The organism is Clostridium sp. AF20-7, from assembly GCF_003479275.1.
Classification (GTDB): domain Bacteria; phylum Bacillota; class Clostridia; order Lachnospirales; family Lachnospiraceae; genus Otoolea; species Otoolea fessa.
The window spans coordinates 1-14,802 of sequence record NZ_QUGF01000009.1 but is presented as its reverse complement, the minus strand read 5'-3'; the positions used below and the strand labels follow the sequence as shown (position 1 = coordinate 14,802).

Sequence of the window (14,802 nt, the reverse complement as noted above, 5' to 3'; positions counted from 1 at the left end):
ATATATATTTAGTTTCTGTCATAACAAAACCCTCTCTATGTTTCCTAGCTGCTTTTCCCATACATCCAGGAAGACAATTACAGCCAGTTTTCCAGAACATCATTCAGCTTATTCATATCCAGCGGTTTCGCGATATGCCCATTCATGCCTGTATTTTTGGCCAGCTGTACATCTTCTGCAAAAGCATTGGCAGTCATGGCAACAATAGGCAGTTTTCCCTTTTCACCCGGAAGGCTCCTGATTGCTGCAGTTGCCTCATAACCATTCATGACAGGCATTTGGATATCCATAAAAACAAGATCATACAATCCTTCCGGAGAAGCTTCCACTTTTTCAACTGCGATTTTCCCATTTTCTGCTGTTTCCACTTCTGCCCCTGTCATCTGCAAAATTTCAACACCAATTTCTCTGTTCAACTCATTATCCTCAACCAGCAGAATCCTTTTTCCTGTATAATCTGCTTCGGACAGCTTCTCCAGATAATTTCTCGCTGTATTTTCTTTTCTGCCTGAAGTAAACTGCCGCAGTGTAGCCGTCAGTCGGGAACGGAACAGCGGTTTTGCAATAAAAGCATCTACACCTACAGCCTTTGCTTTTTCTTCAATTTCGCTGAATTCATAGGATGTCAATACAATGATGGTGATCTCTTTTCCTATCCGTTTCCGGATCTGTCTGGCAGTTTCTATACCATCCATCTCCGGCATCTTCCAGTCCAGGATAACAGCAAAATAATCATTTTTTAGCTCATGACGTGCATAACAACGTTCAACAGCTTCCTTGCCAGAAAGAACCCATTCACCTGTAATACCGATTTCTTTCAGTGTGGCAACTGTACTTTCACAGCATGTCTTATCATCATCCACTACCAGAACCGACAGATTCATCAGATTTTTGTCCTGTTCTTTTTCTTTTTCCTGAAGCTCCAGATAAATTGTTACTGTGATTTTAGTTCCCTTGTGCAAGGTACTGTCCACTTTAATAGTGCCATTCATCAGGTTCACAATAGTTCTGCTGATTGCCATTCCAAGACCGGTTCCCTGAACTCTGGTTGTCCGGTGGTCATCTGCACGGCTGAACGGATCAAACATGATTTTCTGGAATTCCGGTGACATACCGATTCCATTATCCTCAATCGTAAATTCATAGCATCCAAGTTCTGAAAATCCATTGGGTTTTTCCTCTATCGAAAAAGTAATATTTCCACCATCCGGTGTATACTTGATCGCATTACTCATCAGATTCACAAATACCTGCTGAATCCTCAAGCTGTCACCACAGACAGCCTCATGTTCAATATGATTGATGTGTATATCAAAATTATGTTTATGTTCATCAAGCACCGGTTTCGTAAGTGTAATAAGATTATCTACCAGCTCTGACAGATTGAAATCTTCCTGTGCTAGTGTCATTTTTCCACTTTCAATACGTGCCATATCCAATACTTCATTGATCAGCCCCAGCAGATGGCGGCTTGATTCTGTGATCTTGCCGAGGCATTCAATGACTCTGTCCTTGCTCTCAACATTTGCTCCTGCGATTGCCGTCAGACCCACAATCGCATTCATTGGTGTCCGGATATCATGGGACATATTGGAAAGGAATTCTGTTTTCGCACGATTTGCATTTTCTGCGGACCGGTAAGCCTCTTTCAGTGCCTGACGGGATTCAATCTCTGCTTTCTTCTCCTGTGTCACATCCATGGATGTCAGCAATACTTTTTCCAGCTTTCCATTCTTCCATTCCAAGGGAATATAAGAAGCGATTTTATAAGTCTTTTCATCCAGGCTGCAATACTCAAACTTATAAATATCATTTTCACTTTTCAGTTTCTTCCGAATATTATCCGGGGCTATCAGGATATCTATAGCTTCTAATGATTCCAGTGTCTTATATTTTTCAAGAACCTGCATCTGAAAATCATGATAAAATCCCAGAGGTTTATATATCATCTGTCCATTCAGATTGTAGAATTCATATCTGTCATTTTCCAGATCACAGACAACAAAGCGGTCAACCAGACGCACAATACTCTGAATCAACTGCTCCATGGAAGCATTATCCGTTGCCATCTGCAGATGCCGTGCGCTCTCTACCTTTGCCTCTGTGATATCACGCAGAAAAATCATGGCATATTCTGAATCCTCTATTTCGCCACGTATGACCACATTGCGGACCCATCGTTCTTCTCCATTCAGATTGATACGGCACTCTAAAGCCAATTCGGTTTCCAGACCCTTCAGCCTTTCTGCAATATAACCACGGTCGTAAAAAGAGGATACCGCCTTCTTATCTGTCTCCACAACATAGGAATCCACAAAATGCCGAATCAATTCATCCCATGTATAACTCTGTTCAAAGACGGTCATCAGGGACGGTTCAACCTTAAAGGTATCAAAAGTATTCGCTTCCAGATTCACATAATACTCGCACAGATCTGCTTTCGTAAAAGCCCGGTGGAAAGCAGCAGATTTTTGTGCCTGCATGATTTCTTTTTTCTCCCCATCAATGTTAATAAAAATCCCGGCAATCCTGCTGGCAGAACCATCCAGACGGCGTATTACTTCTGCCGATGTCCGAAACCACTGGTATTGATTATCCTTCATTCTCATACGATACTCTACCTGGTATTTTATCTGGTTCGTCTTATCCTTAATTGCCGCCTGAAGCTGCACCATTACTCTTTCTTTATCCTGTGGATGCAGAAGATCTGACCAGGATTCCAGTTTATTCGGAAAGTCCAGAGTGTCATGATAGCCGAGTATTTTTCGGAATTCATGACTCCAGTTTGCATTCACAATCTCACTGTTTTCATCACAGTCAAAATACCAGAAGCCGGAATAGATAGCTTCATTGAGCAATGCCAAATTTACATGATCCCAGTTGACCTGTACGGACATTACCCAGATCTGTCTGCCCGCCTCATCTGTCGCGTCCTCTTTACAAAGCCGTACATTATTCACTGTACCGTTTGCTGCAATGATTTGTGCTTCCCCTGTTCCGTGAAGCTGCAAAAAACGGTCTCGCTCCAGTATATCTTCCGCGTCATAAAAGAAGTTTCTCAATGAACCTTTTGTCTGTTCCATGAAAGTATCGAATGTATATCCTGTACTATGCAACAGCAGATTATCCACAGACAAAATAGACAGGTTTTGGTCATAAGATCCTGTCATTATACCTACCCCGCCATTATTTTCCAGTGTTTTCTGTACGGCCTGTGACATGGCCTGTATCTGCCCCGTTACAGTCTCACCTAAGGAATATATTTTGTCTTCATAATTTTTCATTTTATAAAAGTCCTCTCTCCGTCTTATGCCTTCTTCATCCTGCTTTTATCTGTATACAGAAAACCTGTCCCTGCTAGTTTTGTTACCCATTTTTGCATACAAAAAGGACACTTGCCAAAATCTGCTAGTGTCCCTATTATATTTTTTTAAAATCACACATCTATATGGTATAAAAGGTATCGGAATCTCTTCTGTTCAAACATCTTTTCCATATATTATGATGATATGGAAACAGCGACAACCGGCTGACATGGTCAAGCTTTCTGACTTTAGTCCCTTCTGGCTTTGCGATCCTGCCTTTCAATAGGTTTGCCTTTAAAATAATCTCTTTCTTCAAAAAACCATACCACGCGGTTTTCCGCACGTCAATCATTTTTTTTGAAAAATCTACACATATTTTACTTCTGTTTTTGAACTTCTATTTATAAAAAATCTAAATCGATGAATCCTAAAAACCTAACATTTTTTTCATATGAAACTCATTCATCATTTATAGTGCTATTCTCTCCATTAACTAAACATAACCTATTGTTCGATAATAAATTTTAGATCCAAAAAGAGGCTTCACACCACGAACCAACTCGCAATGCAAAGCCTCATCACTCACCCATTATATTCTTGTCACAAAATCCAGCGAGCTCCACCCATTCCGCTCTTTCTCATATGCTTTCAGCAGCCCCCTCTTTGATGCTCCAACACCATCAGCCTCAGCAACAATAGTAAAACAGCCAGCACCCGTATATTTTCCAGTCTTCTCCTGATCCGTTCCCAGCTTCTTCCGGCTATTCAGATCCGGAATCTCCACACAAACCAGATACGGACGAAACACCTCTTCCGGCTTCTTATGTTCCTTTGTTGATGATATGATAAATCATTACTGTTTCCCTCTGTCCCTGTCTCCACAGTCTGGCATTGCACTGCATATACAGTTCCAAAGACTGTTCTTGTTCTGTGCGATCATCTTCTGAAGTCCTTTCAGTTTCTGCCGTAATGACGGACGCTGTTGCTTTTTCTCATTAACTTTTACAAATTCCTTGAACGCCTGTGCAATCACATCGGCATCCCTGCCCTTGAAAAATACAAGATACTTGGGTTGTTTCGTGGTCTTATCCCTCTTTACTGCGAAATCGACATTGTATTTCCTTGCGACACGCTCAAAGGATTTTATATTGCTATCCGTAACCTCAATGGACTTTGCACCCTCTCCCTGACCGACCAGCTTCTTTACCGGGATTTTCCCATGGGAAGGCTCCTTATGCTTCTGATGCTCCAGATACATCTTCATTGCTTTCTGTAAAACACTTGCGGTCTATAACTGCCCTTACGCTGTTATGTCTATGTTCTATTTCAAATTTACAAACAGAAATTAATCAAATTCTTAGACTTCTTGAAGTTCAAATTCTGAACTTCTGTGGATTTATCAGTGATCCCTCTCTTTCTTTTTGTACCTGTCTGTGATAAAATCAATCCTGTAGAAATCGAAAAAAGGTCATAAAAATTTAGCAATTACAGGCATTGATTTTTTGCTGTAAATTGCATATAATAAAAACACAGATAGAAATATCTGTGTAGCGGTTAGAGCGTCCAGTTAAAATGCTCGTTTAAAAGCGGTTAGATTGTCCAATTAAAACAATCGGTTAACAGCAGTGGGTGGAGTAATCCACCCACTTTTTTACTTTTCAGGAGGCTTTATGGATTGGTACGTTGTCGATAAAAAATACATCAATTACCTGACACAGTTTGATTCCCGTGTCGGATATGTGGAATATGGGGAACGTTTGAAACTCCATGTGGGAATTCTTCTTACTATCGGAGATTTCCACTACTATGTCCCTATTTCCTCTGCAAAACCAAAACATCAGAAGATGTCCAACAGTCTGGATTTCCATAAACTCCAGGATGAATCCACCGGATATCTTTATGCGGTATTAAATATCAATAATATGATTCCGATTCCTGATAACTGTCTTACACAGTTAAAATATAATCAGGTAGAAAGCTTCCGTTCTTTCAGTAACGAAAAAGAAAAAACAGACTATGTCTACCTTCTCCAGAAAGAAAAAGCTTTAATCGACAATGTTCAGGACACTCTGCAAAATAAAGCCATGAAATTATATCAGAAATGCATTGCCAAGCCCGATTCTTCCCTTGCTGCAAGATGCTGTGACTTCAAAATGTTGGAAGAAAAATGCACATGCATCCCATTTATCCATCTGTATCCAACGTGTGGACTGTTTTACCCATTGGTTTAATCGAAGCTGCCGGAAGATATTCTCTTCTGCAACATTTTCCCTTGCACTGATATAGGCATTTCGAACCTTTTCAATATCGATAGTTTCTCCAAGGAAAGGATTGGCTTTATACCATGTAGCTTCGCTCGTCCAATCATCCTCATCGGATGCACCATAAATCACGGGATAGAATCTATCTCAAGCAGCATTAGCTGAACAAATAGGTTGTGATGAGCGTACAATACTAAATATTGAAAACGACCGTGGTAATCCCAAGTTCGAAGTATTGTGCCAGATCATCGCTTATTTACACATTCCTGCAGACCGTATTTTTCACCCTGACACTACTACGGACGGGTTGAAAAAACAAAAACTGTTATTGATGCTACAGGAATGTGATGAGCAAGAGGCAGCCGAGATTCTTCCAGCAATTGAATACCTCTTAGCACTTATACATAAAAGAGGTAATTCAAACGAGTAAAGGAACCAGCTAATCCGTTGTGATTCTGGTTCTTTTCTTTTTGTTGCCATCTCCAAATCTTACTCTTGTAATATTTCAATTATTACACGAGTAAGATTTCAAGTCAATCTGTTTTTTCTAAAATTGACAACCACATAAATAGCGTCTATAATATTTTTATTACAACCGTAAGATTTAAGGAGGGATTTGAAATGAGCGATTTACCACAGATTTCTGAAGCTGAATTTGAAGTTATGAAAATCGTATAGAAACATGCGCCGATCAGTACAAATGAAATAACAGATAAATTATTACAGACCACAAGCTGGAGTCCTAAGACGATACAGACTTTAATCAAACGTCTCGTAACAAAAGGCGTTCTGACTTATGAAAAACAGAGCCGAGTGTTTGTTTATACCCCAGTCGTGAAAGAAAGCGAATACATCGGCCAGGAAAGCAACTCTTTTCTGGAACGATACTATGACGGGGATATCACTGCCATGCTGTCTGCCTATATAGAAAATGACAGACTGTCTGAAACAGAAATAGATACCCTCCGCTCCCTTCTTTCCAAGAGGTCAAAAAAAGGAGGCAATTAACGTGGCTGATTTTATGATACGCTTTTTAATATGCAATGTATTTATCAGCGGTATCATCGGAATTCTTTTGATAGCCAAGCGGATATTCAAAGACAACCTTTCCAGCCGTATGCAGTATAATCTGTGGTTCCTGCTTCTTGGGTTGCTGACATTTCCCTTTATACCGTTCCGTCTCATCGGATTTCCACAAATCTTCTCGTGGCTTGGTAACTTAAGAAGCTCTCCTGCTTCTGGTACCGCAACCGCTATAGGAGAAGCTGTGGGAATTAATCCAGCAGGAAATACAGACTGGATGAATGACTTCGCACTTTCTGTAAATAGCGAGACACCATCCATTTCCGGATACATATTGTTAGGGATATGGATTGTAGGCATTTTTGCAATGATTATATTGGTAATCAAATCCTCGCTCCGCCTACGCACTTTGGAGAAATCTGCACTTCCCCTCCAGAACCCGGAAGTACGCAGACTATATCATCAATGTTTAGAGGAAATGGGAATTCACAGAAATATACCTGTTTACAGCACCGCATTTTTGAAATCCCCGATTATTGTGGGACTTTTGAAACCGTGTATTTATCTGCCGATTCATCTGATCTCTGATTACAACGAATCCGATATGCGGTACATGCTGTTACACGAACTGCAGCACTATAAGCACAAAGATGCTATTGCCAGTTATCTGATGAACCTTGCCGGAGTGGTATATTGGTTCAATCCTCTTGTCTGGTATGCATTGAAAGAAATGCGTAATGACAGAGAGGTTGCCTGTGACACTTCCGTTTTGAAAATGCTTGAAGAGGATGCTTACGAAGATTATGGCAATACACTAATTAACTTTGCAGAGAAGGTTTCACTTACTCCTTTTCCGTTTGCTGCCGGCCTTGGTGGAAACATGAAACAGATGAAACGAAGAATCATCAATATTGCCTCATATGAGAAGCCGACATTTATGAAAAGGCTAAAGGGCATGACTGCATTCATGCTGACCGCTGTCCTGCTTCTTGGTCTCGCTCCGATTTTATCTACATACGCAGCAGAGGTCAGCCATTATCAATGGAGAACTTCTTCTGAGAATATTTCCTATGTTGACTTTTCTTCCTACTTTGGAGAATACGAAGGCAGCTTTGTTTTGTACGATTTAGAAAATGATGCATGGAGCATACACGACATGGAGCATTCCACCTTACGAGTTGCTCCAAACTCCACCTACAAGATATATGATGCCCTGTTCGGATTGGAAGAAGATATCATTACACCGGAAAATTCGTTCATTGCATGGAATGGCGAAACTTATCCATTTGAAGCATGGAATGCGGATCAGACCTTACAGTCTGCAATGAATTCCTCTGTGAATTGGTATTTTGAATCTGTGGACGAACAGCTTGGAGCCGCTGACATTTCCAACTATATTCAGGAAATTGGATATGGAAACGAAAATATAAGTGGTGATCTCTCCACTTATTGGATGGAATCTTCCTTGAAGATTTCCCCAATAGAGCAGGTCGAACTTCTAACCAAGCTACAAAATAACAGCTTCGGCTTCGCCCCTGAAAATATCAATGCAGTAAAAGATGCCATCTGCCTTTCCTCTTCCGATGCCGGAACATTCTACGGAAAGACCGGAACCGGCCGTGTGGATGGACAGGATGTGAACGGATGGTTTATCGGCTATATTGAAACTGTAGATAATACATACTTTTTTGCTACCAACATTGGTGCAGACAGCGATGCTACTGGAGGCAACGCAACTGAAATAACCATGTCTATCTTGTCCGACATGAATATCTGGAAATAAAGAAATCGGGTAAAGGTCATAGTCGTATAATCCTTTGCCCGATTTTTTTATTTTCACTTTATGCATAAAAGCGTTTCAATTATCCAGTTCTATACGTCAAGAATTAGATTTATCATTGATGTATTCTATAATTTCTCCAATAAAAAAAGATATAAATGTCCCAATTGAAACAAACAAACTATCTCTATCACCTAATGATTCAATGAAGATTGAAAATGTAAACGTAAAGTTACTATATATATAATCATAAAAAACGTATTTCAGAGAACCTATCAAGAGCATCAACCCGAAAGAAATTAATGCATATATTAGGCACAGCAAAAAGCTAATGTCAATGCTACGTTTGACAATGATTTTTCCCATAAAAAAACCTAAAATAAAAACCCCAATATTAATATATGTATATATAATTAAAAAACCCAAATAGGCTAAGGCCGCATTATATTTGGGAAATAAATAAAAACAAAGAAAATAAGCCAAAGCCACACATACAAAATATACTAAAAATGGAGAATACGTTCTAACAAACTTTCTCATAAAAACACCTCACTCCACATGTAGATAATCGAATTAAAATCAAAAGCTTATCTTAATTTATTTCATGCTCTTCACTTCCAGTCGCTGACCATGATGTTTTACCACTACTGACCACATCTTTTGTAGACATACTATATGCAAATATATCAAGGATCTCCGCCTCTGAGATATACCATGAACCATCTGTGTTTTTCTTACTTCTGTATAAAACATATAATTCGCATTTTTCATTCTCCGAAAGTCTGTCATATACAAGATATTCTATTATTTCCTCATTCTCATTTAAGATAACTCTAGAATTTCCATTCGCACCGTATGATATCATAAAATCACATCCTTCGTCTGCGAAGTATTGTTGATATATAGTACGATATCCATCATATATTTCATTTGTTTCCATTAATGTCACATAATCACAGATCGCAGGAATAGAAATATCATCCTCTTTCATATTTTCCATTAATTCATCCATTAAATCGTGTTGAATGACAAAACCATTATCCTGTGAACTGAATATTCTAATGGTCTTTCGTGGCATCATTCCCTGCGGTCCTGCTCCTGTAACATAGTTTATGATGACAATCACATCCTTTGCACCATCTCCATCTATATCCTGAAATCCAACCGCTTCAACACTATCAAACATTCCTACACTATCATTCTCTGTACTATTATTTTCATAACACTCCGGAAAATAATATATAATTTGATTGTCTTTTGCCAGCACAAATGAAACATCTTCCCAGAGCGTTTCATAAGTCGGCAGATAAGATACAAACTGTACTTCACCCCAATCATTCAATTCTACATCAAAGGATTGTTCAGTTATAACCCGGCTTTCATCTAATCTCTCTCCTGGTGGATATTCTACTTCAATATCTGCTACATCTGTCAATTGCTGTATTTCTTTCGTACCATCGAAATATAAAATGACTTGTTCATCAAATTGTTCTTCACCTGATAGAATTATTTCTACATAATCCTCATGCCAGGTAACCTTCCAACAGCTGCTACTGATGCTTGCACCGTCATTGTGCAATTCAAAATCTGTTTGCGATATCTTATCTTCGCCTTCTTTAAGGACTAACCGTCCACTTGCTGAACCAAAAGGCCATTCCGGTTCTCCAACAGCTTGAAGTATCACTTCATATTTTTTATCTGGTGAAACGGATGTATCGCAAGTTATCTTCTTGTAATTTACCGTATACGAAATGCAACACCAAAATACTACAAACAGTGCAATGAGCGAGCCCATAATACATAGCATAAATTTTTTCATTGATATAGCCCCCTTTTTAATGTCCTCGTATATCCAGTTCTTTCAATAGAGAATTTTCGCTTTCCCATGAATATACAATGTAATATCCGGCGTCATTTATTTCTTTCCCAAAATTCAGAGTTTCGTGGTCAATCACATCAATAGACTGTCCTTCCTGAATTTCCACAAGATACTCCCATTCATTGCTTCTGTGATCCGAATAGTAATCATCCAGTTCTTTCAAGGACAACTCGCTCTGAATTAGAATCGCACCAAAATATTGCATCCCGTTTCCGTTACCTGTCAGCTTCCCTGCCCGTGATATTGACTCTATCAGTTCCGTTTTCTCTGGCAGTGGTGTTTCACATAATTCCTTTTCCACTTTATAGGCAATGTTATTATTTATGAATGAAATGGATATTACTCCGCCTATCAATACAACTGCTACCAATATTCCAACTAATTTTAATTTTTTCATGTGTCCTCCTTTCTTTTCTTACACATGTAAGATTATCATAGAACACCATTATCATCAAATCATTCTTTAATCCGGTATTGGTAATCGGGTATCTGCATAATTCCGTCATTTAGGATTTCGTTCCCCAAATACTGAAAACTGCCATCCTCTGCAAATCTTACCGTAAGTTCATGGGTAATGACTGCATCATCGCAAATGACCATGTCGCAAACTGCCTCCACCGTTAACGTAACCGTCCCATCCTCATTTTCTTTGATGTCGACAACCTCCGGCAGAGATGTCCCAAAGAAGGTAGGCGCATAATTAAAGCATCCAAGTCGCACCCAATAATACGTCTGGTTTTCCTCATCAAATACTGCGTAATCCCGTATCTGCTCTGCTGTTATCGGAAGATATTCCATAATCAGACTTTCAAATTTTTCTTTTGGGATACCATTTGGATAATCTTCGGAATTAAATTTTTCTCCATATTTCATTCCATACAGATATTCAAACATCCCGTTATAATCCAACTCATTCAGATTTTCTATATTCCAGTTTGAACACAAAAGGTTATTTCCCTGATATCCAAGACCTCGAACACAACGTTCAGACATTTCACGCTGTTCCTCTGTCATAGGTTTTATTCTAATCAGGCAGCTTCCATCCACAATTTCACTGACTTCCGGTGGCTCCGGCACACACAACTCATAGCAGAACCATCCTTTTTCCGTGTATTTCCATTCCTTGAGTCTCGTATATGAAATGTACGAAATTCCCGGCTCGTTGTCAGCATTCCAGATTCCTCTTGTACTTACAACATACATATCCGTTCCATCAAAAATGAATTTCATTCTGCCCAGTCCACCATCGTTGTGGATTTCATAAATTACTACAGAACCGCTTTGCCCTTCCATACATTCTTTAAGAAAACTATCGACACTTTCATAATTCCCCATGTTAGAATACGTTACCATCGTAGCAATTGGATATCCTGTGTCCTTTACCTTCTTCTGCATTTCAAGAACCGTTTGATCATCCAAAACAACATTGGATGCTATCCCTTTATCTGCAGTTTCATAAATATCAAGATAACGTTCCATCAGCTTTTTACAGTCAGTCTCAGCTTCTTCCCTTTCCTGTTCATCTACTGGAAGGTCGTAGCCCTTTTCCCATTGTTCTGCAGCCTCTTCCTCGGCACTTTTTGTTTCCTCCGTGGAAGATACTTCTTCCGTATCTTCCACAAGAGATTCACCCACAACGCTATCTTCTTTTCCACAGGCACACACGAAACACCCAATCAGAAATACTATGATCAGTAGAATGCTTTTTCTTTTTAATGCCATAATATCATCCTTTCTTTTCATACTTGTAATAGCTTCTGACCACATCCACACTTCCGTCTTTTGAATGCAAATCGTATTTTACAAATCCGCCAAAATAACTGACTTCAAGGATCGTTATTTCTGCTTCTTCCTGTGCATCCACCTTTTCGCAAAATTCCAGTACCTGCTCTGCCTCAGTCATGTTAACTTGATTTCTGCTGTCAACAGCCGGATATCCATTTTCTCCAAGGCAATTTACAATACTGCGAATCGTTTCCAAATCAGCTATCTTGTTTTCTTCTGCTGCCTTCTTATAAAGATCTATACAGATGTTTATAATTTCTTCTGCATTCTCCTGAGGTTCTTCTGGAATAGCCTAAATATCAATTACTGTTTCCGAAACTGTATCTTCTTCCGGGGGTGCATCGCTGCACCCCGAAACACTATGCATCAGTAAAAAACTAATTACTACTAAACCACTCTTCCAGAACCAGGCGGTCTTTCTTAACAACATATCCACTTCCTCCTCTTCCTTTTACATCTTCTACCATGCTGATAATCAATATAGGACGTTCTACCGTATCTTCTGCTGTAAAAATTGCAAACCATCCTAATTCCGTACCCGAAGTATCATCCTTCGATGCCTTGATTTCTGCCGTACCTGTTTTTCCTGCTAAAAGAATGTCATCCCGATGGGCTGCATATCCAGTTCCATTAGAATCATTCACAACCTTCTTTGTTCCTTCCAATACACGACTTGCTGTCTCATTAGAAAAGGCTCCTGGAATCCAATACTCAGCTACTGCGTCTTTCTGATATACCAAATACGGTTTTATGACATTTCCCTCATTACAGAAAGCAGAATAGATACAAGCCATATGTAACGGATTCACTAAAACCTGTCCTTGTCCGTAACCGCTGTCAGCTAACTGTATTTCAGTTTCAATTCCCTCTGTATTGGAATACTGCGACTCTGCCATCTTAATCTCAAATGGCAGTTCCTCATTAAAACCAAGTCCGGTCAAAGAACTCTCCATCTCTTCTGAGCCAATCTTTAATGCTGCCTTTGCGAAATAAATATTATCGGAATAAATCAAGGCATTCTCTAAAATGACTGGTTCATATGCATGGAGTGTTGTTACATGATAAGAACCCCACGATGCATCCTTTTGCCAGCTTAAGCCTACGTTCCCGTAATCTTCCATCGGATCGATTGCTCCTGATTCCAAGCCGACTGCAGCGGTAATTGGCTTGAATGTAGACCCCGGACACCACACTTGCCGGAACCGATTATACATTGGCTTATTCTCATCCTCATTAAGCGCAGTCCACTGTTCACTGGACAATCCCATAATAAAATCGTTATTGTCATAGGACGGTGTGCTGACCAAGGCCAATACCTCTCCGGTATAAGGATTCATGGCCACTGAGCAGCTTTTATCTTCCTTAAACTGTTCGTACAAGGAAACCTGCAAATTGGCATCTATCGTAAGCTGAATATCCTGCCCATGCTGTACCAGAATACAAGCCAGTTCCTCCTTCTCTTTGCCTTCCGAATTTACAATGTAAATCCTGCAACCGTTCTGGCCTTTCAGTTCACTCTCAAACAAGCCCTCCATTCCGCTTCTGCCGATTACACTATTGGCTGTATAGCCTTCTCCTGCATGTTCCTCTAAATCTTCCGCAGTAACGCTTTGAACATACCCGACCAAATGTGCAGCCGCTTCTCCTAATGGGTATTCACGCACTTCAACATCAGATATCATCACTCCGGGAATTTCCAGTAGCTTTTCATGTCTTTCCTTTTCTTTCAGCACCTCTTCGTCCGGTTCAATCTTCATCAACTCGATTTCTTCAACCCTCGGAATGGTTTTTATCGGCACAAAGGAGTCATCCTTTACCCACTGTGCCGACAGCATCTTTTCTATCGCTTCCGGAGTTGTTTCCAACAGTTCTGCAATCTGTGCAATTGCTTCCTCTCTGTTTTCCACCTTGCCCGGAACGATTCCAACCGAAGAAGCTATACCTTTTCCTGCAAGGACACGTCCGTTCCTATCCAGAATTTCTCCTCTTACTGCCTGTGTAGTGGAAACTCTTACTTTATCTGTAGAAGTCAGATTCGGAAAAATCATGGAATCATCCCAAACCAACTTATATCCATCTTCGCCCTTTAGGAAGAGTGCTTCATTCTCAAAGCTGATAGTTCCTGCAACTGTATCAAAAGAAGTCTGGTAGGTTACCGCCATTTGCTCCTCATCATATGCAATAATCTGAACAGCCATATTCTGGACTTCTATACCTTCATAAATAGCTGAATTTCGAGTTACAAAATCCTCCTGACTGACATTCCCCGATGCCTCAATATGTAGCATCGCATACATTTCTTCATACTCCTGTTTTGGAATATGATCCATGTACTCCACCAGAAGTTCTTCCGGTGTCCTCCAGGCATTTTCCTTTGTTGCCAACATTCCTGCCACGCATACTGCAGAAATTACCGCAGCTATTCCTATAACAGCAATCGCAATCCATAGAAGCCTGCTTCTTGTTTTCTTTCGCTTGTTTCTGCTTTTTCCTTTCTTCATATTGACCTCCATTCATTTTGCTTTGCTGATATGGTCATATTCTATTTTCAATGTACGTTATATCTTCAAAATATTACATTCGTAAGATTTTAAAATAAAAAAATTTCTCTTTGCTGGGTATATCGTACTATGCATTCCTCCTCTCTTTTTATTACATGCGTAAGATTTCGCAACAAAAAAATTTCGTCCGCAATCCTGCTGCACTTGTGTAAATATTGGGTTATAGGACAAAACGTGTTGATGGGTTAATCCCATTCAACAAACGTTC

11 protein-coding genes, 3 pseudogenes and 1 riboswitch are annotated in these 14,802 nt (G+C 39.8%); of the genes and pseudogenes, 4 read left to right on the top strand and 10 right to left on the bottom strand.

What is annotated here, in order from left to right:
• Positions 1-77: 77 nt before the first annotated feature.
• The 3 genes and pseudogenes from DWX68_RS10525 to DWX68_RS15045 form a co-directional block, all read right to left on the bottom strand.
• Positions 78-3,083 (bottom strand): response regulator, encoded by a 3,006-nt coding sequence (locus DWX68_RS10525; RefSeq protein WP_347475187.1) that lies wholly within the window; start codon positions 3,081-3,083, stop codon positions 78-80.
• A 434-nt stretch (positions 3,084-3,517) separates the two neighbouring features.
• A riboswitch (cyclic di-GMP riboswitch) is annotated at positions 3,518-3,608 on the bottom strand.
• Positions 3,609-3,894: 286 nt separating this feature from the next.
• Complete coding sequence (locus DWX68_RS10520; RefSeq protein ID WP_182432172.1) at positions 3,895-4,089, bottom strand: hypothetical protein; 195 nt, start codon at positions 4,087-4,089, stop codon at positions 3,895-3,897.
• Between the two features lie 135 nt (positions 4,090-4,224).
• Positions 4,225-4,593, bottom strand: a pseudogene (locus DWX68_RS15045) (PcfB family protein); the annotation flags it as partial.
• 382 nt (positions 4,594-4,975) lie between these two features.
• On the opposite strand from DWX68_RS15045, the gene DWX68_RS10510 reads away from it, so the two are divergent.
• Complete coding sequence (locus tag DWX68_RS10510; RefSeq protein ID WP_118629391.1) at positions 4,976-5,536, top strand: type III toxin-antitoxin system ToxN/AbiQ family toxin; 561 nt, start codon at positions 4,976-4,978, stop codon at positions 5,534-5,536.
• Here the strand turns inward: DWX68_RS10510 and DWX68_RS10505 are convergent.
• Positions 5,474-5,707, bottom strand: a pseudogene (locus DWX68_RS10505) (terminase TerL endonuclease subunit); the annotation flags it as partial. The gene DWX68_RS10510 and the pseudogene DWX68_RS10505 overlap by 63 nt on opposite strands.
• Before the next feature lie 28 nt (positions 5,708-5,735).
• On the opposite strand from DWX68_RS10505, the gene DWX68_RS10500 reads away from it, so the two are divergent.
• The 3 genes and pseudogenes from DWX68_RS10500 to DWX68_RS10490 all read left to right on the top strand — a co-directional run bounded on the left by DWX68_RS10500 (position 5,736) and on the right by DWX68_RS10490 (position 8,372).
• Entirely contained in the window at positions 5,736-5,996 is a 261-nt protein-coding gene (locus tag DWX68_RS10500; RefSeq protein ID WP_118629389.1) for a helix-turn-helix transcriptional regulator, read from the top strand.
• Between the two features lie 191 nt (positions 5,997-6,187).
• Positions 6,188-6,574, top strand: a pseudogene (locus tag DWX68_RS10495) (BlaI/MecI/CopY family transcriptional regulator).
• Between the two features lies 1 nt (position 6,575).
• Positions 6,576-8,372, top strand: coding sequence for a BlaR1 family beta-lactam sensor/signal transducer (locus tag DWX68_RS10490; RefSeq protein WP_118629387.1), 1,797 nt, complete (start codon positions 6,576-6,578; stop codon positions 8,370-8,372).
• 96 nt (positions 8,373-8,468) lie between these two features.
• On the opposite strand, the gene DWX68_RS10485 is transcribed toward DWX68_RS10490, so the two are convergent.
• The 6 genes from DWX68_RS10485 to DWX68_RS10460 all read right to left on the bottom strand — a co-directional run bounded on the left by DWX68_RS10485 (position 8,469) and on the right by DWX68_RS10460 (position 14,534).
• A complete protein-coding gene (locus tag DWX68_RS10485; RefSeq protein ID WP_118629385.1) occupies positions 8,469-8,909 on the bottom strand; it encodes a hypothetical protein in 441 nt (146 codons plus the stop codon).
• Between the two features lie 52 nt (positions 8,910-8,961).
• Entirely contained in the window at positions 8,962-10,188 is a 1,227-nt protein-coding gene (locus DWX68_RS10480) for a hypothetical protein (protein ID WP_118629383.1), read from the bottom strand.
• 16 nt (positions 10,189-10,204) lie between these two features.
• Positions 10,205-10,645, bottom strand: a complete 441-nt coding sequence (locus DWX68_RS10475) for a hypothetical protein (RefSeq protein ID WP_117921350.1) — start codon at positions 10,643-10,645, stop codon at positions 10,205-10,207.
• 59 nt (positions 10,646-10,704) lie between these two features.
• The gene (locus DWX68_RS10470) at positions 10,705-11,970 is read right to left on the bottom strand and encodes a DUF6070 family protein (RefSeq protein ID WP_118629517.1); all 1,266 of its coding nucleotides are present in this window, start codon (positions 11,968-11,970) and stop codon (positions 10,705-10,707) included.
• A gap of 4 nt (positions 11,971-11,974) precedes the next feature.
• Positions 11,975-12,274 (bottom strand): DUF6070 family protein, encoded by a 300-nt coding sequence (locus tag DWX68_RS14925; protein WP_233430257.1) that lies wholly within the window; start codon positions 12,272-12,274, stop codon positions 11,975-11,977.
• A gap of 136 nt (positions 12,275-12,410) precedes the next feature.
• Entirely contained in the window at positions 12,411-14,534 is a 2,124-nt protein-coding gene (locus tag DWX68_RS10460) for a penicillin-binding transpeptidase domain-containing protein (protein WP_118629381.1), read from the bottom strand.
• Between the last annotated feature and the right edge of the window lie 268 nt (positions 14,535-14,802).

Coding starts and splice junctions, on each gene's coding strand:
- DWX68_RS10525 (WP_347475187.1), bottom strand. CDS start 3,083: ATGGAACAGACAAAAGGTTCATTGAGAAACTTCTTTTATGACGCGGAA.
- DWX68_RS10510 (WP_118629391.1), top strand. CDS start 4,976: ATGGATTGGTACGTTGTCGATAAAAAATACATCAATTACCTGACACAG.
- DWX68_RS10485 (WP_118629385.1), bottom strand. CDS start 8,909: ATGAGAAAGTTTGTTAGAACGTATTCTCCATTTTTAGTATATTTTGTA.
- DWX68_RS10480 (WP_118629383.1), bottom strand. CDS start 10,188: ATGAAAAAATTTATGCTATGTATTATGGGCTCGCTCATTGCACTGTTT.
- DWX68_RS10475 (WP_117921350.1), bottom strand. CDS start 10,645: ATGAAAAAATTAAAATTAGTTGGAATATTGGTAGCAGTTGTATTGATA.
- DWX68_RS10470 (WP_118629517.1), bottom strand. CDS start 11,970: ATGGCATTAAAAAGAAAAAGCATTCTACTGATCATAGTATTTCTGATT.
- DWX68_RS10460 (WP_118629381.1), bottom strand. CDS start 14,534: ATGAAGAAAGGAAAAAGCAGAAACAAGCGAAAGAAAACAAGAAGCAGG.